The 22,035-nt window shown below is 72.6% G+C and carries 17 protein-coding genes; 4 read left to right on the forward strand and 13 right to left on the reverse strand.

Annotation, left to right across the window (positions count from 1 at the left end; translation table 11 throughout):
- Nucleotides 1–96 precede the first annotated feature (96 nt).
- The 13 genes from AC067A_RS16265 to rsmH all read right to left on the reverse strand — a co-directional run bounded on the left by AC067A_RS16265 (nucleotide 97) and on the right by rsmH (nucleotide 15,601).
- Nucleotides 97–816, reverse strand: coding sequence for a YggS family pyridoxal phosphate-dependent enzyme (locus tag AC067A_RS16265; protein ID WP_478620215.1), 720 nt, complete (start codon nucleotides 814–816; stop codon nucleotides 97–99).
- Nucleotides 816–1,592, reverse strand: a complete 777-nt coding sequence (pgeF, locus tag AC067A_RS16270) for a peptidoglycan editing factor PgeF (protein ID WP_478620218.1) — start codon at nucleotides 1,590–1,592, stop codon at nucleotides 816–818. Before pgeF ends, AC067A_RS16265 begins: the two co-directional genes overlap by 1 nt.
- Nucleotides 1,589–2,800 carry a cell division protein FtsZ gene (gene ftsZ, locus AC067A_RS16275; RefSeq protein ID WP_478620221.1) on the reverse strand — a complete coding sequence of 404 codons (1,212 nt, stop codon included), beginning with the start codon at nucleotides 2,798–2,800 and terminating at the stop codon, nucleotides 1,589–1,591. The genes pgeF and ftsZ overlap by 4 nt, the downstream gene beginning before the upstream one ends.
- A gap of 277 nt (nucleotides 2,801–3,077) precedes the next feature.
- Entirely contained in the window at nucleotides 3,078–3,881 is an 804-nt protein-coding gene (locus AC067A_RS16280; RefSeq protein ID WP_478620223.1) for a cell division protein FtsQ/DivIB, read from the reverse strand.
- 27 nt (nucleotides 3,882–3,908) lie between these two features.
- Complete coding sequence (gene murG / locus AC067A_RS16285; protein WP_017238796.1) at nucleotides 3,909–5,003, reverse strand: undecaprenyldiphospho-muramoylpentapeptide beta-N-acetylglucosaminyltransferase; 1,095 nt, start codon at nucleotides 5,001–5,003, stop codon at nucleotides 3,909–3,911.
- A 6-nt stretch (nucleotides 5,004–5,009) separates the two neighbouring features.
- On the reverse strand, nucleotides 5,010–6,350 hold the full coding sequence (ftsW, locus tag AC067A_RS16290) for a putative lipid II flippase FtsW (protein ID WP_478620226.1): 1,341 nt from the start codon (nucleotides 6,348–6,350) through the stop codon (nucleotides 5,010–5,012).
- Nucleotides 6,351–6,405: 55 nt separating this feature from the next.
- Nucleotides 6,406–7,845, reverse strand: a complete 1,440-nt coding sequence (gene murD / locus AC067A_RS16295) for a UDP-N-acetylmuramoyl-L-alanine--D-glutamate ligase (RefSeq protein ID WP_478620229.1) — start codon at nucleotides 7,843–7,845, stop codon at nucleotides 6,406–6,408.
- Complete coding sequence (gene mraY / locus AC067A_RS16300; RefSeq protein WP_030314508.1) at nucleotides 7,827–8,897, reverse strand: phospho-N-acetylmuramoyl-pentapeptide-transferase; 1,071 nt, start codon at nucleotides 8,895–8,897, stop codon at nucleotides 7,827–7,829. Before mraY ends, murD begins: the two co-directional genes overlap by 19 nt.
- A complete protein-coding gene (locus tag AC067A_RS16305) occupies nucleotides 8,894–10,318 on the reverse strand; it encodes a UDP-N-acetylmuramoyl-tripeptide--D-alanyl-D-alanine ligase (RefSeq protein ID WP_478620232.1) in 1,425 nt (474 codons plus the stop codon). The genes mraY and AC067A_RS16305 overlap by 4 nt, the downstream gene beginning before the upstream one ends.
- A gap of 4 nt (nucleotides 10,319–10,322) precedes the next feature.
- Nucleotides 10,323–12,026 (reverse strand): UDP-N-acetylmuramoyl-L-alanyl-D-glutamate--2,6-diaminopimelate ligase, encoded by a 1,704-nt coding sequence (locus AC067A_RS16310; protein ID WP_478620235.1) that lies wholly within the window; start codon nucleotides 12,024–12,026, stop codon nucleotides 10,323–10,325.
- 16 nt (nucleotides 12,027–12,042) lie between these two features.
- Complete coding sequence (locus tag AC067A_RS16315; RefSeq protein WP_478620237.1) at nucleotides 12,043–14,025, reverse strand: peptidoglycan D,D-transpeptidase FtsI family protein; 1,983 nt, start codon at nucleotides 14,023–14,025, stop codon at nucleotides 12,043–12,045.
- An 11-nt stretch (nucleotides 14,026–14,036) separates the two neighbouring features.
- Nucleotides 14,037–14,648, reverse strand: coding sequence for a cell division protein FtsL (gene ftsL / locus AC067A_RS16320; RefSeq protein ID WP_478620240.1), 612 nt, complete (start codon nucleotides 14,646–14,648; stop codon nucleotides 14,037–14,039).
- On the reverse strand, nucleotides 14,645–15,601 hold the full coding sequence (gene rsmH, locus AC067A_RS16325; RefSeq protein WP_478620243.1) for a 16S rRNA (cytosine(1402)-N(4))-methyltransferase RsmH: 957 nt from the start codon (nucleotides 15,599–15,601) through the stop codon (nucleotides 14,645–14,647). Before rsmH ends, ftsL begins: the two co-directional genes overlap by 4 nt.
- Nucleotides 15,602–15,926: 325 nt before the next feature.
- Between rsmH and AC067A_RS16330 the strand changes: the two genes are divergently transcribed.
- The 4 genes from AC067A_RS16330 to AC067A_RS16345 all read left to right on the forward strand — a co-directional run bounded on the left by AC067A_RS16330 (nucleotide 15,927) and on the right by AC067A_RS16345 (nucleotide 21,455).
- Nucleotides 15,927–16,466, forward strand: a complete 540-nt coding sequence (locus AC067A_RS16330) for a beta-class carbonic anhydrase (protein ID WP_478620246.1) — start codon at nucleotides 15,927–15,929, stop codon at nucleotides 16,464–16,466.
- A gap of 144 nt (nucleotides 16,467–16,610) precedes the next feature.
- A complete protein-coding gene (locus tag AC067A_RS16335; RefSeq protein WP_478620248.1) occupies nucleotides 16,611–17,630 on the forward strand; it encodes an AAA family ATPase in 1,020 nt (339 codons plus the stop codon).
- The gene (locus tag AC067A_RS16340) at nucleotides 17,630–18,982 is read left to right on the forward strand and encodes a DUF58 domain-containing protein (RefSeq protein WP_478620251.1); all 1,353 of its coding nucleotides are present in this window, start codon (nucleotides 17,630–17,632) and stop codon (nucleotides 18,980–18,982) included. Before AC067A_RS16335 ends, AC067A_RS16340 begins: the two co-directional genes overlap by 1 nt.
- Nucleotides 18,983–19,070: 88 nt before the next feature.
- Complete coding sequence (locus AC067A_RS16345; RefSeq protein WP_478620253.1) at nucleotides 19,071–21,455, forward strand: transglutaminase TgpA family protein; 2,385 nt, start codon at nucleotides 19,071–19,073, stop codon at nucleotides 21,453–21,455.
- The last annotated feature ends 580 nt before the right edge of the window (nucleotides 21,456–22,035 follow it).

Consider the following 22,035-nt stretch of genomic DNA (forward strand, 5'->3'; position numbering starts at 1 on the left):
TCGGCCTCGTCACCAAGTGCCGGCGATCCACGGGTACACCCCGCCGTTCTGCGGGATGACCATATTTTCTGCTGTGGTCCGACTTGCTTCGCGACGTTACCCGAGCTTCGGGCGGACGCCGAGTACCGCCGTACCGACGCGTACGTGTGTCGCCCCGGCCGCGACGGCCTCCTCGAGGTCCGCACTCATCCCCGCCGACACCATGTTCGCAGCCGGACGGGTCGCGCGCAGGGCAGTCGACAAATCCATGAGGCGGTCGAAGGCGGCACGTTGGCGCCCGGCGTACGGGCCGGCGAGCGGGGCCACCGTCATCAGTCCGCCGAGCCTCAGCCCGGGTGCGGCGTCCACCGCGGCCGCCAACTCCTCGATCCCGTCCGGCGCGACGCCGCCGCGGTCGCCCCGCTCGCCGGACTCGGCGTCGAGCGCGACCTGGAGCAGACAGCCGAGCTCGCGCCCCTCCTTCTCCGCGGCGGCGGAAAGGGCGGAAATCAGCTTCAACCGGTCGACGGACTGCACCACATCGGCATAACCCACCACGGATCTGACCTTGTTGGTCTGCAACTGGCCCACGAAGTGCCAGGTCAGATCAAGGTCGGCGCAGGCGGCCGCCTTGGGCGCGGCGTCCTGGTCCCGGTTCTCGGCGACGTGCCGCACGCCGAGTCCATGGAGGATTCTGACGTCGCTCGCGGGATAGGTCTTGGTGACCACGACGAGGGTCACCTCCTCCTGCGCGCGCCCGGCGGCGGCGCAGGCCGCGTCGATGCGCGCCTCCACCCGGGCCAGGTTCTCGGCCAGTTCCGACGTGCGGTCCGTCATCAGTTCTTTCCTGCCGGGGATCCGGGGGTCGTCCCCGGGGCGGATACAGCGTCCAACCAGACATATCCCGCGAGTCGCCCCGTGGTGCGGTCGCGGCGGTACGAGTAGTGGTCACCGGATTCCCGGGTGCAGACCGGGCTGGCCCGCCGGTCGGTGACGCCGAGCCGGTCGAGCTGGGCGTGGACTCCGGCCACGACGTCGACGGCCGGGGTCCCCCAGCTCGTCTCGGCCCAGGCCGCGGGTTCGGTCTCCGCGACCTCGGCCCGCATGGCCTCCGGCACCTCGTAGCAGCGCCCGCAGACGGCGGGGCCGGTGCGGGCGACGATACGGGCGGGGTCGGCGCCCTTGTCGATCATGGCCGCGACCGCGGCCGGGACGACTCCCGCCACCATCCCGGGCCGCCCGGCGTGGGCCGCGGCCACGACGCCGGCGACCGGGTCGGCGAGCAGGACCGGCACGCAGTCCGCGGTGAGGACGGCGAGCCCGAGTCCCGGCCGGGTGGTGACGAGCGCGTCCACCGCCGGGATCGCGTCGGTGCCCCAGGGCCCGTCGACCTCCGCGACGTCCGCCCCGTGCACCTGGTTCATCCAGACCACCCGCGCCGGGTCGAGCCCGAGGGCCCCGGCCGCGAGCGCCCGGTTGGTCCGTACCGCTTCGGGAACGTCCCCGACCGCTCCGCCGAGGTTGAGCTCCTCGTACGGAACGGCGCTCACCCCGCCCCACCGGTCGGTGAAGGCGAAGTGCGCGCCGTTCGCGTCGAAGCGATGTCCTATCACTTCAGGAAGTCCGGGACGTCCAGCTCCTCGGCCTGGCTGTCCGCGTACGGACGGGCCGGGGGGACGACCGGCTGAGCGGGCGCCGACGGGGTCTCGTTGACGGCCGGGGCGGGCTCGACCGGGGCGGCGGGCTCCTCGCGGGGGGCCACGGTGCCGAGGCCGCCGAGCGGACGGGAGGTCTCGACGTGGCGGGGGGCCGGGGCCGGCTCCTCGCGCTTGGCCGACACCGAGCCGATGATGTTGTCCCGGCGGGCCGGCGGCTGGCCGCCGTCGAAGCCGGCGGCGATGACGGTGACGCGGACCTCGTCGCCCAGGGCGTCGTCGATGACGGCACCGAAGATGATGTTGGCCTCGGGGTGGGCCGCCTCGCTGACCAGCTGCGCGGCCTCGTTGATCTCGAAGAGACCGAGGTCGCTGCCGCCGGAGATGGAGAGCAGCACGCCGCGGGCGCCGTCGATGGAGGCCTCGAGGAGCGGCGAGGAGATCGCCATCTCCGCGGCGGCCACCGCGCGGTCGTCGCCGCGGGCGGAGCCGATGCCCATGAGCGCCGAGCCGGCCTCGGACATGACCGACTTGACGTCGGCGAAGTCGAGGTTGATGAGGCCCGGGGTGGTGATGAGGTCGGTGATGCCCTGGACACCGCTCAGCAGCACCTGGTCGGCCGACTTGAACGCGTCGAGCACGGAGACCTGGCGGTCCGAGATCGAGAGCAGTCGGTCGTTCGGGATGACGATGAGGGTGTCGACCTCTTCGCGGAGCTCGGCGATGCCGTCCTCCGCCTGGTTGGCACGACGGCGGCCCTCGAAGGTGAACGGCCGGGTGACCACACCGATCGTGAGGGCGCCGAGCGAGCGCGCGATGTTGGCGACGACGGGTGCGCCGCCGGTGCCGGTGCCGCCGCCTTCGCCGGCGGTGACGAAGACCATGTCGGCCCCCTTGAGGACCTCCTCGATCTCCTCACGGTGGTCCTCTGCCGCCTTGCGACCGACGGCCGGGTTGGCCCCGGCGCCCAGGCCGCGGGTGAGTTCACGACCGACGTCGAGCTTGACGTCGGCGTCGCTCATCAACAGCGCTTGCGCGTCGGTGTTGATCGCGATGAACTCGACGCCCTTGAGGCCGACCTCGATCATTCGGTTGATGGCATTGACACCACCGCCGCCGACACCGATGACCTTGATGACTGCGAGGTAGTTCTGCGGTGCTGCCACGTCGAAGGCCTCTCGCCTCGAGTTACGTGTCGGTGCCGCGCGTTGGTCGCGCCACTCCGACGGATGCCGATTGGGACGGTCCGAAACGCCGACCCGAACCCTAACGTTGAAGTTTAGGGTTACCAGTGTCTCTGTTCTCTGGACTCTTCCGAACAGGACACTAAGTCGACAAGCGGCGCACGTTCAACGAACACGCCGAACCTCCCGTTTTTCTTTTCACCCTATGTGATCACCCGTAGCGCTGGCCAACCAGGGTGCTGGCCAGCGGTGATGCCCGTCAACTCCCGGACGAGGCGGGCGCCGTGGGAGCACTTACGTCGAAGTGCCCCGCTTTGGGTGCCGCCTTCATCAGAGCGGTCAGCACCCGGGCCTTCGCCGGGCCGTGCTCGGCACTGCCCCAGAAGACCGTGCGCCCCTTGGTCAGCTCCAGCGTGACGGAGTCGTACGAAGTGACGCGCACGACACGAGTGTCCCGGACGATTTCCGCCGGGAGTTCACCCCGGACGCGCACCGCCTCGCGGAGCAGCCGGTCGGCGCCGAAGCGCCGCAGGCTCGGGGAGGCGGCGCTGTCGAGGACCAGCCGGGGAACGCCTCGCGGGGCGGTGTCGACGGTGGCGAACCGCATGCCGGTCCTGTCCACTTCGGTGAACTTTCCGCCCTTTTCGATGAGCAGGGCAGGCTGTCGTTCCGTCACTTTCAGCCCGATTCCGTGCGGCCAGGACCGCGCGACGTCGATCGACTCGATCCGCGGGAAGGCCCCCCGGAGACGGGCCTCGATCGCCTCGGTGTCGACGGTGACGAGCGGGGCCCCCAGGGGGACGGCGGCGACCGCCTCGACCTCGCGCGCGGTCAGGACCCGGGTGCCGGAAGTCTTCACACGTTCCACACGGAACCAGGTGGATCCGTAGAGCGCCCAGACCCCGCCGACCACGAGCGCGAGCACGCCGAACGCGACGAGCAGCAGCCGGGGGGCGGGTACGCGGAACTGACGGTTCCGCGCACCCGCGCCGGACGACCGTTCCGCCGGCCCCTTGGACTTGCTGGCCCCGCTCTTCTCCGCGGTCGTCGGTCCGGCTGCCACCTGGCGCTCCTGCCTCTCGCCGCCGCGCTACGCCTGACGGCGGGCGGCGATCGCCTCGTACACCATGCCGACGAGCAGGTCGTCGGCATCCCGGCGGCCGAACTCGGCGGCGGCACGGGACATCTCGTACAACCGGTGCGGATCGGCCAGTACGGGCAGGACGTTGCCCTGCACCCACTGCGGGGTCAGCTCCGCGTCGTCGACGAGCAGTCCACCGCCCGCCTTCACCACGGGCTGCGCGTTGAGCCGCTGTTCGCCGTTGCCGATGGGCAGCGGGACGTACGCGGCGGGCAGGCCGACGGCGGAGAGCTCGGCGACGGTCATCGCGCCCGCGCGGCAGAGCATCATGTCGGCCGCGGCGTACGCGAGATCCATCCGGTCCACGTACGGTACCGGCACGTACGGCGGCATACCGGGCATGTTGTCGACGCGCGGCATCTCGTTCTTCGGGCCGACCGCGTGCAGGATCTGGATCCCGGAGCGCTGGAGGACCGGGGCGATCTGCTGGACGACCTCGTTGAGCCGCCGGGCGCCCTGCGAGCCGCCGGAGACGAGCAGCGTCGGCAGGTTGGGGTCGAGGCCGAACGCGGCACGCGCCTCGGGACGCACCCGCGCCCGGTCGAGGGTCGCGATCGTGTGCCGCAGCGGGATGCCGATGTAGCGGGCGTTGCGCAGCTTGCTGTCCGGGGTGGCGACGGCGACGCCGGCCGCGTACCGCGAACCGATCTTGTTGGCCAGGCCGGGCCGGGCGTTGGCCTCGTGGACCACGATCGGCACCCCGAGCCGCTTGGCCGCCAGATAGCCGGGCAGCGCCACGTAACCGCCGAAGCCGACCACGCAGTCCGCCTTGGTGCGCTCCAGGACCTGCTCGGCGGCCTTGATCGTGCCGCGCAGCCGTCCGGGGACGGTGATCAGCTCGGGGGTGGGCTTGCGGGGCAGCGGTACGGCCGGGATGAGAGCCAACTCGTAGCCCCGCTCGGGCACGAGCCGGGTCTCCAGACCCTTCTCCGTGCCGAGCGCCGTGATTCCCACGCTGGGGTCCTGCCTGCGCAGGGCGTCCGCGAGGGCCAGCGCCGGCTCGATGTGGCCGGCGGTCCCCCCGCCGGCGAGTACGACATGCACCGAAATTCACCGCTCTCCGGACGGGCGCTTCTTGACGCGCCGTCGCATCGACTTCCATCTCACCCCGACCCGCTTGCCCCAGCCGGGGCGGCGCATGGCCAGGGCCGCTTTCGCGGCGGGTTCCTGTCGCGCGAAGGCGATGAGGAGCCCGACGGCGAACATGGTCGGCAGCAGGGCCGACCCTCCGTAGGAGAACAGCGGGAGGGGGACACCGGCGATCGGCAGCAGACCGAGCACCGCACCGATGTTGATCACGGCCTGCGCCGTGATCCAGGTGGTCACGCCTCCCGCGGCGAACCTCACGAAGGGGTCCTCCGTGCCTCCGGCCACGCGGATACCCGCATAGCCTAGAGCCGCGAACAGGGCGAGTACCGACAGCGTCCCCGCGAGGCCCAGTTCCTCACCGGTGACCGCGAAGATGAAGTCGGTGTGCGCCTCGGGGAGTTGGCCCCATTTCTCCACGCTCGCACCGAGCCCGGATCCGAACCATCCGCCCGAGGCCAGAGCATAGATTCCGTGCGCGGCCTGCAGGCAGGGGGCTCCCTCGCCGCCGGGGTCGGTCGCCCCGATGCAGTCGAAGCGCTTCATCCGGTTCGAGCTCGTCTTGATCAGCAGCACGCCGATCGCGCCGGCCACCGTGAGCACCCCGACGAAGAGGCGGGTGGGCGCGCCGGCCGTCCACAGCAGCCCGAAGAGGATCGCGGCGAGGATGATCGAGGTGCCCATGTCGCCGCCGAGCATGATCAGCCCGAGCAGCATGAAGGCGCCGGGGACCAGCGGCACCAGCATGTGCTTCCACTGGGTCAGCAGCCGCGTGTCGTGCTTGCGGGCGAGCAGGTCGGCCCCCCACAGGATCAGCGCCAGCTTGCCGAACTCGCTGGGCTGGAGCTGGAAGGGGCCGCCGAGGGAGATCCAGTTCTGGTTGCCGTTGACCGCGTGCCCTATCCCGGGGATCTGCACGAGCACCATCAGGAAGACCGCGCCGACCAGGATCGGGTAGGCGAGCGCCCGGTGCAGCTTCACCGGCATCCGCGAGGCGGCCAGGAGCAGTCCGGTGCCGAGCAGCGCGGCGAAGAACTGCTTCCGGAAGAAGTAGGACGGCACCAGGTCGTAGGTGAGGGCCGTGATCATCGAGGCGGAGTAGACCATCACGAGGCCGAGCGTGGTGATGAGCATCCCCGCGCCGATGATCACGTAGTACGCCGTCAGCGGCCGGTCCCAGGCTTTCTGCGCCCGCCGGTAGAGCCGCCGTACGCCTCCGTCACGGGGTCGCCGCGGGGTCGCGGGGACCCGCCCCCCGCCGCGTGCGGCGGAGGGCCTGCGTGTCCCGACGATCTTGCTCGGCATGGTCGCTGTCCCCTCCGGTCGTGCCCGGTCCGGCCGGACCTTCCCGCTGGTCAGGTCAGGCGTCCCCGGTGGCGGCGAGGGCGCGGACGGCGTCCGCGAAGGCCTCGCCCCGCTTGTTGTAGTTGGTGAACATGTCCATCGAGGCGCAGGCCGGGGCGAGGAGGACCGTGTCCCCCGGGCGGGCGAGCCGGGCCGCCTCGCGGACCGCCTCGGACATCGCCTCAGTGTCGGTCCGGTCGAGGTCCACCACCGGGACCTCCGGGGCGTGTCGCGCCAGGGCTTCGCGGATCAGCGCGCGGTCGGCGCCGATCAGGACGGCGCCGCGCAAGCGCTTCGCCGACTTCTGGACGAGCTCGTCGAAGGTCGCGCCCTTGGCGAGACCGCCGGCGATCCAGACGATCGGGTCGTAGGCCGCCAACGAGGCTTCCGCGGCGTGGGTGTTGGTGGCCTTGGAGTCGTCGACGTACGTGACCCCCTGGACCTCCTCGACCAGTTCGATGCGGTGCGGGTCGGGGCGGAAGGCCCTGAGCCCGTCCCGTACGGCCTTGGCGTCCACGCCGAAGGCGCGGGCGAGGGCGGCCGCGGCGAGGGCGTTGGCGATGTTGTGCGGGGCCGGCGGCTGGACGTCGGCGACCTCGGCGAGCTCCTGGGCGTTCTTCTGCCGGTTCTCGACGAAGGCGCGGTCCACGAGGATGCCCTCGACGACGCCCAGTTGGGACGGGCCGGGGGTGCCGAGGGTGAAGCCGATGGCCCGGCAGCCCTCCTCGACGTCGGCCTCGCGGACCAGGTCCTCGGTGACCCGGTCGGCGACGTTGTAGACGCAGGCGATCCGGTTGCCCTCGTAGATGCGGCCCTTGTCGGCGGCGTACGCCTCCATGGAGCCGTGCCAGTCGAGGTGGTCGGGCGCCAGGTTGAGCACCGCCGCCGAGTGGACGCGGACCGAGGGCGCCCAGTGGAGCTGGTAGCTGGAGAGCTCGACGGCCAGGACGTCGTACTTCTCCTCGCCGAGGACGGCGTCGAGGAGCGAGACCCCGATGTTGCCGACGGCGGCGGTCCGCAGACCGGCCGCCTCCAGGATCGAGGCGAGCATCCGGACCGTCGTGGTCTTGCCGTTGGTGCCGGTGACCGCGAGCCAGGGAGCCGCGTCCGGGCCGCGGAGGCGCCAGGCCAGCTCGACGTCGCCCCAGACCTCCACGCCCGCCTCGGCGGCGGCCGCGAAGAGCGGCTTGTCGGGCCGCCAGCCGGGGGTGGTGACGATCAGCTCGGTGCCGGACGGCAGCGTGGCCCCGTCGCCGAGGCGGACGGTGATGCCCTCCGCCTCCAGGTCGGCCGCCTGGGCCCGGGAGCGCTCGTCGTCGCCGTCGTTGACGACGGTCACGAGCGCGCCGAGACCGTGCAGGACGCGGGCGGCCGGGATGCCGGACACCCCGAGCCCCGCGACGGTGACCTTCTTGCCGTTCCAGTCGAGCTGTTCCGTCACTTCTCTGCTGCCCATCCCGCGTAGAAGAGGCCCAGGCCCACGATCACGCACATGCCCTGGATGATCCAGAACCGGACGACGACCAGGACCTCGGACCACCCCTTGAGTTCGAAGTGGTGCTGGAGGGGGGCCATCCGGAAGACGCGCTTGCCGGTCATCTTGAACGAGCCGACCTGGATGACCACGGACATCGTGATCAGGACGAACAGGCCGCCGAGCAGGGCCAGCAGGAGCTCCGTACGGGAGCAGATGGCGAGACCGGCGAGGGCGCCGCCGAGCGCCAGCGAGCCGGTGTCACCCATGAAGATCTTGGCCGGCGAGGTGTTCCACCACAGGAAGCCGAAGCAGGAACCCATCAGCGCGGAGGCGACGACAGCGAGGTCGAGCGGGTCGCGCACCTCGAAACAGGCGTTGGGGTTGGTCAGGGTCATGGCGTTCGCACAGGACTCCTGGAACTGCCAGAGCCCGATGAAGGTGTACGCGCCGAAGACCATCACCGAGGCGCCGGTGGCCAGACCGTCCAGACCGTCCGTCAGGTTCACGCCGTTGGACATGGCGAGGATCATGAAGAGCGCCCAGACCACGAAGAGCACCGGGCCGATGGACCAGCCGAAGTCCGTGATGAAGGAGAGCTTCTCGGAGGCGGGGGTCAGTCCGCGCAGGTCCGCGAACTGCAGCGAGAGCACGGCGAAGGCGATGCCGACGATCAGCTGGCCGGCCATCTTCGCCTTGGCCCGCAGGCCCAGCGAACGCTGCTTGACGATCTTGATGTAGTCGTCGAGGAAGCCGACCAGGCCCATGCCGGCCATCAGGAACAGCACCAGGACGCCCGAGTACGTGGGGTCCTCGCCGGTGATGACCTTGGCCAGGGCGTACGCGATGAGCGTGGCCAGGATGAAGGAGATGCCGCCCATGGTGGGCGTGCCCTTCTTCCCGGCGTGGCCGCGCGGACCGTCGTCCCGGATGAACTGCCCGTACCCCTTGCGGGCGAGGAGCTTGATCAGCAGCGGCGTGCCGATCAGGGTCAGGAAGAGCCCGATGGCCCCCGCGAAGAGGATCTGCCTCATCGGCCGGTGACCTCGCCCTCGGTGTCGAGCAGTGCCAGGGCGACCTGTTCGAGACCGACCGACCTGGAAGCCTTCACAAGGACGACGTCCCCCGGGCGCAGCTCACTGCGCAACAGGTCGACAGCCGCCTGCGCGTCGGACACGTGCACCGACTCCTCACCCCACGAACCCTCGTTATATGCGCCCAGTTGCAGCCAGGACGCTTCCCTGTCCCCGACCGCGACGAGCTTGCTGACGTTGAGCCGGACGGCGAGCCGTCCGACCGCGTCGTGCTCGACGAGCGATGCGTCACCGAGCTCGGCCATCTTGCCGAGCACCGCCCACGTGCGAGCCCCTCGGGCCTGTGCGGCCCTGCCCATGGCCGCGAGCGCGCGCAGGGCGGCTCGCATGGACTCGGGGTTCGCGTTGTAGGCGTCGTTGACGACCGTCACGCCGTCCGGACGCTCGGTGACCTCCATGCGCCAGCGCGACAGGGTTCCCGCCTCGGAGAGCGCGGTGGCGATCTCTTCGACAGGCATGCCCAGCTCGTGCGCGACGGCGGCCGCTGCGAGCGCGTTCGACACGTGGTGCTCACCGTACAGGCGCAAGGTCACGTCGCTGCACCCGGTGGGTGTGTGAAGGAGGAAAGAAGGCCGTCCGGTCTCGGTGAGGTGGACGTTCTCGGCCCGTACGGCCGCTTCGTCCGCTTCGCCGAAGAGGGTCACGCGGGCCTTGGTGCGGCTCGCCATCGCGCGGACGAGGGGGTCGTCGGCGTTGAGGACCGCGATTCCGCCCTCCTCGGCGGAGGGCAGGGCCTCGACGAGCTCGCCCTTGGCCTGGGCGATCTGCTCGCGGCCGCCGAACTCGCCGATGTGGGCGGTGCCGACGTTGAGGACGAGGCCGATGCGGGGCGGGGTGAGGCCGGTGAGGTAGCGGATGTGCCCGATGCCGCGGGCGCCCATCTCCAGGACCAGGTGCCGGGTCTCGTCGCTCGCGCGGAGCGCGGTGAGCGGCAGGCCGATCTCGTTGTTGAGCGAGCCGGGCGTCCAGACGGTGGGCGCGTGGCGGTCGAGGACCTGGGCGATCAGGTCCTTGGTGGACGTCTTGCCGGCCGAGCCGGTGAGGGCGACGACATCGGTGCCGAGCCGTTCCACGACCGTGCGGGCGAGGGCCCCGAGCGCGGCCTGGACGTCGTCGACGACGATGGCGGGGACGCCGACGGGCCGGGCGGCGAGCACGGCCACCGCACCCGCCTCGACGGCGCGCTCGGCGTAGTCGTGGCCGTCGACGTGCTCACCGGCGAAGGCCGCGAAGAGGCTGCCGGCCCGCACTTCGCGGGAGTCGATGACGACGGGACCGGTGATCCGGGCGGCCGGATCCGGTATGTCGTGCGCCTGCCCGCCGACGATTGCGGCGACCTCGGCGAGGGAGAGGGCGATCACTGCTTCATCCCTGACTGTTCTGGTGGCTGTACGCGGGGCTGGCTTCGGCGCCGTCGGCCGCGGGGGCGGCCTTGGCGTCCTGTTCGAGGATCGCCGCGCGCAGGACTTCGCGGTCGTCGAAGGGGCGGACCACTCCGGCGGTCTCCTGGCCCTGCTCGTGGCCCTTGCCGGCGACCAGGACGGTGTCGCCCGGTCGTGCGCGGGCGACGGCGGCGGCGATGGCGGCGGCGCGGTCGGCGAGGACGAGCACCTCGCCGCGCTCCTCCGCGGGGACCTCCACGGCGCCCGCGAACATGGCGGCGAGGATCCGGAGCGGGTCCTCGGAGCGGGGGTTGTCGGAGGTCAGGACGGCGGTGTCGGCGAGCCGGGCGGTCGCGGCGCCCATCGGGCCGCGTTTGGTGGTGTCCCGGTCGCCGCCGCAGCCGATGACCACGTGCAGCCGGCCCTCGGTGACCTCGCGCAGGGAGCGCAGGACGGATTCGACGGCGTCCGTCTTGTGCGCGTAGTCGACGACGGCGAGGTAGGGCTGGCCCGCGTCGACGCGCTCCAGGCGGCCCGGTACGCCGGGGACGGCGGCGATGCCGTCGGCGGCGGCCTTCGGGTCGAGGCCCGCGGCGGCGAGGGTGGCGATCGCGGCGAGGGTGTTGGCGACGTTGAACGGGCCGGGCAGCGGGGCGGTGGCGGGGATCCGCTCGCCGTCCGGGCCGACGGCGGTGAACGTCGAGTCGTGCGAGCCGAGGACGAGGTCCTCGGCGCGCCAGTCGGCGTCGGCGCGGCCCTCGACGGAGAAGGTGACGACGGGGACGCCGGCCTCCTCGGCCAGCCGGCGGCCGTACTCGTCGTCGACGTTGACCACGCCGAGGCGGCTGCGCCGGGGCGTGAAGAGCCCGGCCTTCGCCCGGAAGTAGTCCTCCATGTCGGAGTGGAACTCCATGTGCTCCGGGCTGAGGTTGTTGAAGACGGCGACGTCGAAGACGCAGCCGTCGACCCGGCCGAGCACGAGGGCGTGGCTGGAGACCTCCATGGCGACGGCCTCGACGCCCCGCTCGCGCATGACGGCGAAGAGCGCCTGGAGGTCGGTGGCCTCGGGGGTGGTCCGCTCCGACTTGATGCGCTCGTCGCCGATCCGCATCTCGACGGTGCCGACGAGACCGGTGCTCCGTCCGGAGCCGCGCAGGCCGCCCTCGACGAGGTAGGCGGTGGTGGTCTTGCCGGAGGTGCCGGTGATGCCGATCTGGAGGAGGTCGGCGCCGGGCCGGCCGTAGATCTCGGCGGCGAGTTCGCCCATCCGGCCGCGCGGGTCGTCGACGACCAGGACCGGGAGGCCGGTCGCGGCGGCGCGTTCGGCGCCCGCCGGGTCGGTGAGGATCGCGGCGGCGCCGAGTCCGGCGGCCTGGGCGACGAAGTCGGCGCCGTGCGCCCGTGCGCCGGGCAGGGCCGCGTACACGTCGCCGGGGCGCACCGCCCGCGAGTCGTGGGTGATGCCCGAGATCTCGGCGTCGCCGGGGGCGTCGACCCCGAGGTGTGCGGCCAGGTCGCCCAGGGGTGTCGGGCGGGCCTGCTCCGGCCGGGGCGGGGCGGTTCGGTACTGATCAGCGTGTGGCACGGCGGTGAGCGTACCGGGCGCACCCTGTACGGGGTCAAAAGAGCCCGGGGCGTCGCCGGAGTTCGATTTCCGGTTCCCGGAATGGGGGGTGATCGTTGTCACTGGTGCTCCCGGAGGGTCACGGGGTGGGGACGAAGTCGACCGGCAGTCGAGCGGGTTCGCTGCCCGTGGGGGCGATGTGGAGGGTCTTGAGGGCGAACTCCATGACCTTCTTGTAGATGGGGCCGCAGATCTGGCCGCCGAAGTAGCTGCCCTTGGTGGGGTTCTGGATGGCGCAGTAGACGGTGATCTTCGGGTTGTCGGCGGGGGCGAAGCCCGCGAAGGAGGCGGTGTAGCCCTTGTAGCGTCCGAGTTCCGGGTCGACCCGGTTGGCCGTGCCGGTCTTGCCCGCGACCCGGTAGCCCGGGATCGCGGCCTTGGTGCCGGTGCCCTCGCGGTCGTCGACGACGGACTCCAGCATCTTGGCGAGGGTGTCGGCGGTCTTCTCGCTGACGACGCGGGACTCCTTGGGCGCCGGGGCGGGGACGAAGCGGCCGTCGGGTCCCCTGGTGCCGCGGACGATGCTCGGTTCGACGCGTACGCCCTTGTTGGCGATGGTCGAGTACACGGAGGCGGCCTGCATGGCGTTGATGGAGAGGCCCTGGCCGAAGGGGATCGTGTACTGCTGGGAGGTGGACCAGTCCTCGGGCTTGGCGAGGATGCCGGCGGTCTCGCCCGGGTAGTCGAGCCCGGTGGGCCTGCCGATGCCGAACTTGCGCAGGTAGGAGTAGAGGACCCGGTTGGACTCGGGCTGGGTGGCGCCGAGCCTGCCGGTGGCGAGGATGGTGCCGATGTTGCTGGACTTGGCGAGGACGCCGTTGAGGGTCAGGTACCAGGTCTTGTGGTCGACGTCGTCCTTGAAGAGCCGGTCGCCGCGGTGGAGCCGGTTGGGGACGGTGACGTGGGTGTCGGGGGCCGCCTTGCCCTCCTCCAGGACGGCGGCCATGGACATGACCTTGCTGGTGGAGCCGGGCTCGTAGGCGTCCTGGAGGGCGGCGTTGCCCATGGAGGCCGCGTTGGCGGCGGAGAGGTCGTTGGGGTCGAAGCCGGGGGCGTTGGCCATCGCGAGGACCTCGCCGGTGCGGGTGTCCTGGACGATGACGTAGCCGCGGTCGGCCTTGGACTTCCTCACCTGGTCGGTGATGGCCTGCTGGGCGGCCCACTGGATGTCCCGGTCGATGGTCAGCTCGATGTCGGAGCCGGGGACGGCGGGGGTGCCCTGGGAGCCGGCGGTGGGCACCTGGCGGCCGCCGGACTGGGTGAAGCGGATCGTGCCGTCCCGGCCGGCGAGCTCCGGGTCGAGCATGGACTCGACGCCGCCGGCGCCCCGGCCCTCGGCGTTGACGTAGCCCAGTATCCCGGCGGCGAGCTCGCCGTTGGGGTACACGCGCTTGGTGCTGGGCTCGCTGAGGACGCCGCCGAGGAGGTTGACGCCGTTGCCGCCGGCGGAGCGCTGTGCCTTCTGCCCGTAGACCCGCTTGAGGTCCTTGATCTGGTTCCAGACCTGAGGGGTCTGCTTGCGGGCGAGCAGGGTGTAGCGGGACTTGGGGGTGCGGAGCTTCTTCGCGAGCTCGGCCGGCTCCTTGCCCAGGAGGGGGGCGAGGAGGGCGGCGGCCTGCTCGGGGGCGTCGGGGACCTTGGACTCCTCGGGGGTGAAGAGCTTGGGGTCGGCGGTGATGTCGTACGCGTCGACGCTGGCGGCCAGCGCGATGCCGTTGCGGTCGGTGATCTCGCCCCGGTCGGCGGAGAGCGTGTACTCCTGGAAGCGGTACTTGTCGGCCTTGGCCGCGTACGCGCTGGCGTCGACCGCCTGGACCTGGAGCAGCCGCACCACGAACGCGATCATGACCAGGGTCAGGCCGAGCGAGACCAGGCGCAGCCGCGGCCTCGGGCTGCCCAGCCGGATGGTGCGGGGCTGCCGGGCCGGCGGCCGGGGCGCGGGGCGCCTGGCGGCCGGGCGCGGGGCCGGACGGGACGGGCGGCCTCCGGCGGAGGCGGGCCGGGGACGCGCGGGCCGCGCGGGTCCGGGGACGCGGCGGCGCGGGGGCTCCTTGGAGGGCACTGCTCGGTCACCTACCGGGGGTTGTGAGGGACTGGGTCCTGAGAATCCGACGTCGGTGCCGTCGTCCGGGCACCGGTCGGGGTCGCGCCGGCCGGGGCCGTTCCGGTGGGGGTGGCGTCGGGCGCGTTCACGCCCGCGGGGTCGGCCGGGGTGCGGGGGTTCACGGTCGGGGTCGTGGTCGCGGTCGCGGTCGCGGTCGGGGAACCGGCCGGCGGGGGCTTCGGGGTGGCCTTGGGCGTGGGGCTCGGCTTGGGGGCGACCGCGACCGACGGCTCGCCGAGGACCTTGCCGTCGGGGCCGAGGAAGGCGGGGCTGCCGCCGGGGACCATGCCGAGTTCGCGGGCCCGGCGCTCCAGGGCGTCGGGGGCCGCGTAGTCGTCGACGTCGCGCTGGAGCGCCTGCTGCTCGTCGGTCAGCTCGGTCGTCTTGTTCTTGAGCTCGTTCAGCTGGAAGGAGCCCTGGTTGAGGGCCGAGTTCAGCAGGAGCAGGGAGATGAGCCCGCCGCCGAGCAGCACCACGACGAGCAGGACGAAGGGGGTCCGGGCGGCCGAGCTGGGTCCCGACGGCATGAGCCGTCCGAGTCGCGCGGCCCGCCCTTTGAGGGGCCCCTTCGCCGTGCTCACAGCACGTCCTCCCGGATGCGCTCGGCGCCCCGGAGCCGGGCCGGGGCGGCGCGCCGGTTCTCGGCGACCTCCTCCTCGGTAGGGAGCTCGGCGCCCCGGGTGAGCAGCTTCAGGCGGGGCTGGTACTTCTCCGGGACGATCGGCAGTCCGGGCGGGGCGGTGGTCGCCGCGCCGGCGGCGAAGACGCCCTTGACGATCCGGTCCTCCAGGGACTGGTACGACAGGACGGCGACGCGTCCGCCGACGGCGAGGGCCTTCACGGCCGCCGGGATGGCCTTCTCGACGCTGTCGAGCTCGCGGTTGACCTCGATGCGCAGGGCCTGGAAGGTGCGCTTGGCCGGGTTGCCGCCGGTGCGCTTGGCGGCCTGGGGCAGGGCGTCGCGGATCAGCTCGACGAGCCGGGCGCTGTTGCTGAACGGCTCCTTGTCGCGCTCGCGCACGATCGCGGAGACGATCCGCTTGGCCTGCTTCTCCTCGCCGTACGCGCGGAGGATGCGGACCAGCTCGCCGGCCGGGTAGGTGTTGAGGACCTCGGCCGCGCTGATGCCGGTCGTCTGGTCCATGCGCATGTCGAGCGGGGCGTCCTGGGCGTACGCGAAGCCGCGGTCGGCCTCGTCCAGCTGCATGGAGGAGACGCCGAGGTCGAAGAGGACGCCGTCGACCTTGGGGATGCCGAGCCGGTCGAGGACCTCGGGCAGCTCGTCGTACACGGCGTGGACCAGGGTGGCGCGCTCGCCGTACGGGGCGAGTCGCTCGCCGGAGAGCCGCAGGGCCTCCTTGTCGCGGTCGAGGGCGACGAGCCGCACCTCGGGGAACCGCTTGAGCAGGGCCTCGCTGTGGCCGCCGAGACCCAGGGTGCAGTCGACGACGACCGCGCCGGGGCGCTCCAGTGCGGGGGCCAACATGTCCAGGCACCGCTGGAGCATCACCGGGACGTGTCGGTCGTTGCTCAATGCGCCCTCTCAGAACCGGCGCGGAGGCACGTACCGCGGGAGGAGGCCGAGCCGTAGGTACCGCCGCACACACGGGGGAGAAACCGCGGAAATCGCTCGATGTCTCCGTTAACTTCGCGTCACTTTAGTCCACCGGACGCGCCGGTCAACCAACCGGCTGGCGCGTCGCACGGTGCCGGAGGGCCCGACGGACATTCCGGACGCCTCACTCGTTCGGGTCCATGATCCCGAGGCCTTGTGGATTAGCTCACAACAAGACTCGATGGCGTTCTTTGTCCCCTCTCACAGCAGGCCCGGCAGCCGTGTGCCCGTTAACGTCGGAACCATGTCGACCTCCACGCCCCCCTCTGCCGACGCCATACGCACCGGCGGCACGGTCACCGACCGTCTCGTCGAGGCCAACGAGCGCTACGCCTCCGACTTCACCGACCCCGGCATGGACGCGCGCCCCGTGCTCCGCGTCGCCGTCGTCGCCTGCATGGACGCCCGTCTCGACCTGCACAAGGCCCTCGGCCTCCAGCTCGGCGACTGCCACACCATCCGCAACGCGGGCGGCGTGGTCACCGACGACGTGATCCGGTCCCTCACGATCAGCCAGCGCGCCCTCGGCACCCGCAGCGTGATGCTGGTGCACCACACGGGCTGCGGTCTCGAATCGCTCACCGAGGACTTCCGGCACGAGCTGGAGGACGAGGTCGGCCAGCGCCCCTCGTGGGCGGTCGAGGCCTTCCGCGACGTGGACCAGGACGTCCGCCAGTCGATGCAGCGGGTGCGGACCTCCCCCTTCCTGCTGCACTCGGACGACGTCCGGGGCTTCGTCTTCGACGTGACGACCGGTCTGCTGCGCGAGATCGACCCGGCATAAACGCCCAAACCCCGGCATCTCCCCCGCACTTGTCCGCCGGCGAGTGACACGACCCGGCCATCCCAACAAGAATGCCCCGGTGGACACCCCCCGAACATCCCACGGGGGCAGGTGTCCGTGTTCCGGAAGGCCGAGGAGGGCCGGGTGACGACCTATGACGATCGAGCGAGCCTCACTGATCTGACCACGACCGCGGAGCGGGTCCGCGGGTCGGTGGAGAGCGTGATCGAGGGCAAGCCCGAGGTCGTACGGCTTTCGCTGACCGTGCTGCTCGCCGAGGGACACCTCCTGATCGAGGATGTCCCCGGCGTCGGCAAGACCATGTTGGCGAAGGCGCTGGCGCGGTCCGTCGACTGCTCGGTGCGCCGTATCCAGTTCACCCCCGACCTGCTGCCCTCGGACGTCACGGGCGTGTCGATCTTCGACCAGCAGCGCCGGGAGTTCGAGTTCAAGCCGGGCGCGATCTTCGCCCAGATCGTGATCGGCGACGAGATCAACCGCGCCTCGCCGAAGACCCAGTCCGCGCTCCTGGAGTCCATGGAGGAGCGCCAGGTCACCGTCGACGGCCAGACCTACGAGCTGCCCAACCCGTTCATGGTCGTCGCCACCCAGAACCCGGTCGAGATGGAGGGCACCTACCCGCTGCCCGAGGCCCAGCGCGACCGCTTCATGGCCAAGGTCTCCATCGGCTACCCGAACGCCGACGCCGAGCTCCGGATGCTCGACGTGCACGGCTCGGTGTCCCCGCTGGACGACCTCCAGCCGGTCGCCCACGCCCACGACGTCATGAAGCTGATCGAGGCGGTCCGCGCGGTGCACGTCGCCGACGCCGTACGCCGGTACGCGGTCGACATCGTCGCCGCCACCCGCACCCACCCCGACCTGCGCCTCGGCGCCTCCCCCCGGGCCACGCTCCACCTGCTGCGGGCCGCCAAGGCCTCCGCCGCGCTCAGCGGCCGCCAGTACGTCCTGCCCGACGACCTCCAGGCGCTCGCCGCCCCCGTCCTCGCCCACCGGCTGCTGCCGACGGCGCAGGCCCAGCTCAACCGGCGCACCGCCGAGCAGGTCGTCCAGGACATCCTCCAGCGCACCCCCGTCCCGGCCGCGGCCCCGCCCGCCGGGCCGCTCTACGGCCAGCAGCAGCCCGGCGCCCGGCGGCTGTGATGACGACCGCTGCCGTACCGGACGGGCAGCGGGGCGACGAAGACGACCGGGGCGGCTTCCGGGCCGCCCTCGGCGGTCTCACCACCCGCGGCAGGTCCTTCCTCGCCGCGGGCGTGGCCGCCGCGGTCTGCGCGTACGTCCTCGGCCAGGCCGACCTGCTCCGCGTCGGGCTGCTGCTCGCCGCCCTGCCGCTGATCTGCGTCCTCGTCCTGCACCGCACCCGCTACCGGGTCGCCACCTCCCGCCGCCTCACCCCCCAGCGGGTCGAGGCGGGCGCCGAGGCCCGCGTCCAGCTGCGCATGGAGAACGTCTCCAAGCTCCCCACCGGGCTGCTCATGCTCCAGGACCACGTGCCCTACATGCTGGGGCCCCGTCCGCGCTTCGTCCTCGACCGGGTCGAGGCCGGCGGGCGGCGCGAGGTGTCGTACCGGGTCCGCTCCGACCTGCGCGGCCGCTTCCCGCTCGGCCCGCTCCAGCTGCGGCTCAACGACCCCTTCGGGATGTGCGAGCTGACCCGCTCCTTCCACGCGTACGACACCCTCACCGTCGTCCCGCGGACCGTACCCCTGCCGCCGGTGAAGCTCACCGGCGAGGCCTCGGGCTACGGCGACGGGCACCAGCGCTCCCTCGCGCTCGCCGGGGACGACGACGTCATCCCCCGCGCCTACCGGTACGGCGACGACCTGCGCCGGGTGCACTGGCGCTCCACCGCCCGCTACGGCGAGCTCATGGTCCGCCGCGAGGAACAGCCGCAGCGGGCCCGCTGCACCGTCCTCCTCGACACCCGCCGGATCGCCTACCAGGGCTCGGGACCCGACTCCGCCTTCGAATGGGCCGTCTCCGGCGCCGCCTCCGCCCTCGTGCACATGCTGGGGCGCGGCTACGCGGTCCGGCTGGTCACCGACACCGGCAGCACGGTGCCCTCCGACGGCTCCGACGGCTTCGCCGGCTCCGCGCCGGACTCGGCCGACTCCGCCGGACTCCTGATGGACACCCTCGCGGTCGTCGACCACTCCGAGGGCGGCGGGCTCTCCCGCGCCTCCGACGTGCTGCGCGGCGGCAACGAGGGACTGCTCGTCGCCTTCCTCGGCGACCTCGACGAGGAACAGGCGGCCCTCACCGCCCGGATGCGCGGGCGGAGCGGCGGAGCCCTCGCCTTCGTCCTGGACTCCGGCACCTGGCTCACCGGCGGCGCGGTCTCCGGCGCGGTCGAGGACCGGGTGCAGCAGCTGCGGGACGCGGGCTGGACGGCACTGGCCGTACCGGCCGGGGCCCGCCTCCCCGACCTGTGGCAGCAGGCCGCCGGAACACGCGCCGAATCCGCCACCGACACCTACGGAGGCTGGTCATGAGCGGCCGCGCACGGCTGACGGCCGACCTGACACAGCAGACCCCCGGAACACCCGCGGAAACCGCCGCCGACACCCACGGAGGCCGGTCATGAGCGGCCGCGCACGGCTGACACTCGCCGCCTGGGGAGCCACGCTGATGGCCTCCGGGGCGCTGCTTCCGCTGGTGAAGCCGGCGACCTGGATCTTCACCGCCGCCTTCGTCCTCGCCCTGGTCAGCGGCGTCGGCACGCTGGCCCGGCGGATACCGCTCGCCAAACCGCTGACCCTCCTCGCACAGACCGCCGTCGCGCTGCTCGCACTGACCGTGATCTTCGCGCGGCAGCAGGCGGTCCTCTGGCTGATCCCCGGACCGCGGGCCTTCGCACACGCCGCCGAGCTGTTCCGGGCGGGCGCCGACGACGTCGGCCGGTACGCGATCCCCGCGCCGGACACCGAGGGCATCCGGCTCATGCTGGTCGGCGGGGTCGTCGCCATCGGCCTGCTGGTGGACACCCTCGCCGTCACCTTCCGCAAGGCGGCCCCGGCCGGTCTGCCGCTGCTCGCCCTGTACTCGGTGGCGGCCGGTCTCTCCGGCGGCGGCGCGGGTTGGCTGTGGTTCCTGCTCGCCGCCTCCGGCTATCTGCTGCTGCTCCTCGCCGAGGGCCGCGACCGGCTCTCCCAGTGGGGGCGGGTCTTCGGCGGCGCCCAGCGCACCGGCCGGCCCGGATCCTCCGTCGCGACCGGCGGCGACGCCTTCGCACCGGCCCGTACCGGACGCCGGATCGGCGCCGTGGCGATGGGCATCGCGCTGGTTGTTCCGTTCGCCCTGCCCGGCCTCAGCGGCGGACTGTTCGGCGGCGGCAACGGCGAGGGAGGCGCGGGCTCCGGCAAGGGCGGGACGATCTCCGCCGTGAACCCGCTGGTCTCCCTCCAGGACAACCTGCGCCAGCCGGAGGACCGGGAGATCCTGCGTTACCGCACCAACTCCCGCGACACCAACGACCTGTACCTCCGCCTCGTCGCACTCGACCAGTTCGACGGCACCTCCTGGAAGTCCTCGGTCCGCCCGATCGAGGACGTGCCCAAGCAGCTGCCCTGGCCGCAGGGCCTCTCCCAGAGCGTCCAGATCACCGAGGTGACCAGCAACTTCGTCGCCTCCGAGGCCTACGTGCAGAAGTGGCTCCCGATGCCGTACCCGGCCGGCCGGGTCGACATCAGCGGACGCTGGCGGTTCGAACCCGCCGGGCGGATGCTCGTCGGCGACGACAAGCAGACCACCGCGGGCGCCCGCTACCAGGTCGCCAGCCTCGACGTGCGGCCCACGTCCGAACAGCTGGCCGCGGCCGGCCCCGTGCCCGAGAAGCTGCGCCGCGAGTACACCAAGGTGCCCGACTCGCTCCCCGCCGACGTGCGCGCGACGGCCCTGACGGTCACCAAGGGTGCCCGCAACGACTACGAGCGGGCCGTACGGCTCCAGGACTGGTTCACCCAGGAGGGCGGCTTCCGCTACGACGTCGAGGCCGAGTCCGGCACCGGCGTCCAGGCGATCTCCCGCTTCCTGAAGGACAAGAAGGGCTTCTGCGTCCACTTCTCCTTCTCGATGGCCGCGATGGCCCGCTCGCTCGGCATCCCCGCCCGGGTGGCCGTCGGCTTCACCCCCGGCACCACGCAGACCGACGGCTCCGTCTCCGTCGGCATCCGGGACGCGCACGCCTGGCCCGAGCTGTACTTCGAGGGCGCGGGCTGGACGCGGTTCGAGCCGACCCCCTCGCGCGGCTCCACGCCCGCCTACAGCCGGGAGAGCACGCCCTCGGGCACCGCCACCGGCCCGGCGCAGCCCCAGCAGAGCGCCTCGGCACAGCCGTCCGCCGCACCGAGCGCCTCGGAGAGCTGCACGCCGCAGCTGCGCCGGCTCGGCGAATGCGGTCCGGACGCGGCCGCGGGCGACCTCACGTCGGACGGATCGGGACCGGCGCCGCTGACCGTGGCGCTGATCTGCCTCGCGGCCCTCGTCGTCCTCGCCCTGCCGCTGCTCCCGCTGCTCTGGCGGACCCGGATCCGGGCCCGCCGGCTCGGCTCGGACGGCGGCCGCGGGCCCGCGGACACGGCGGCCCGGACGCTCGCCGTCTGGCAGGAGATCAACGACACCGCCTGGGACTACGGAGTCGAACCCGACGAGTCGCGGACGCCCCGCAACACGGCGGCGCGGATCGTCCGTCTGGGTGAACTGCGCGGCGAGTCCGCGGACGCGGTGCACCGGGTCGCCCGGGCCGTGGAGGAGGTCCTCTACGCGCCCCGGCCCGTCCCGGCCTCCGGTCTGGCGGACGACGCGGGGCGGGTGCGGGCCGGGTTCCACGCGGCGGCGGATCGTCCCGCCCGGCTCCGGGCGCTCCTCGTCCCGCGGTCGGCCGTGCGCCTCCGCTGGTCCCTCTCCGCCTGGTGGTCCGCCACCACCGCCCGCCTCTCCCCCCACCACCTCCTCCGCCGCACCTGACCCCGCCCCTTGCCGCGTACTTCGGCGCCCCGCGCCCACCACCCCGTGGGCCGGGGGCCGGTGCGGGCCGCCGCGTGGGCCGGGGGCCGGTGCGGGCCGCCGCGTGGGCCGGGGGCCGGTGCGGGCCGCCGTGTGGGCCGGGGGCCGGTGCGGGCCGCCGCCACCCGCCACGCCCCACCGCCGTGTGGCCCCGCGCCTGCTGTCGCGTGGGCTCGCGCCCGCCGCCGTGTGTGCCTTCGCCCTCGCCCCGTGGCCTTCGCCCACCCGACGTGTGGGCAATCGTCCCGCTGGGCGGGACGGGTGGGCACACGGGACGGCGCCCTTGGCGGCGCCTCCGCCCCTCGTGCCTGAGCCCGCACCGGTACGGCGTCGCACGACGTGGTGCGGGTTCGGACGCGGAAGCCTGGGCCCGGCAAAGGGCGCCGTCCGTTGTGCCCACCCGTTCCGCCCCAGCGGAACGATTGCCCACAACGGGGTGGGCGGAGGAGTGGGGGTGAGCACCGCCCCAGCGGAACGCCTGCTCACAACGCCGGGCGCGAGGCGAGGGGGCGGGCACCGCACCGGCGGAATGATGGCCCGC

Source organism: Streptomyces sp. NPDC043176 (genome assembly GCF_056436715.1).